This window comes from Streptococcus hepaticus (genome assembly GCF_043656315.1).
Classification (GTDB): Bacteria; Bacillota; Bacilli; order Lactobacillales; family Streptococcaceae; genus Streptococcus; species Streptococcus hepaticus.
The window spans coordinates 1-333 of record NZ_JBINIY010000056.1 but is presented as its reverse complement, the minus strand read 5'-3'; the positions used below and the strand labels follow the sequence as shown (position 1 = coordinate 333).

The window sequence follows — 333 nt, the reverse complement described above, 5'->3', positions numbered from 1 at the left end:
CAACTATACAAACAGGCCGGCAATAGCGTGACTGTCACAGTTATTGAAGCCATTGCCAGAGAATTTAGAAGAACGGAAGAGGAAGAAAAACATGAACCTACTACATAAGAAAAGTATCCTAGATTGTACTGAATTAGAAGAACGTATTCACCAAGCTGAAACAAATCAGTTAGTGGAAAAGATACTATCACTCCCCAATTTTGATTGTGACTTTGAGGTGACTTTTGAAGATGATTACCACAAAGAGATGAATGATCCCCTATTCTACGAATCCAATCTTCATCGGATTTCGGATTTTATGGAAACTAGGGATATTAAAAATGGTGTAGATAC

The 333-nt window shown here is 36.9% G+C and carries 1 pseudogene; it reads left to right on the top strand.

Features of this window, described 5'->3' with window-relative positions:
* Window positions 1–91 precede the first annotated feature (91 nt).
* A pseudogene (locus ACHUFA_RS11080) lies at window positions 92–333 on the top strand (hypothetical protein); the annotation flags it as partial.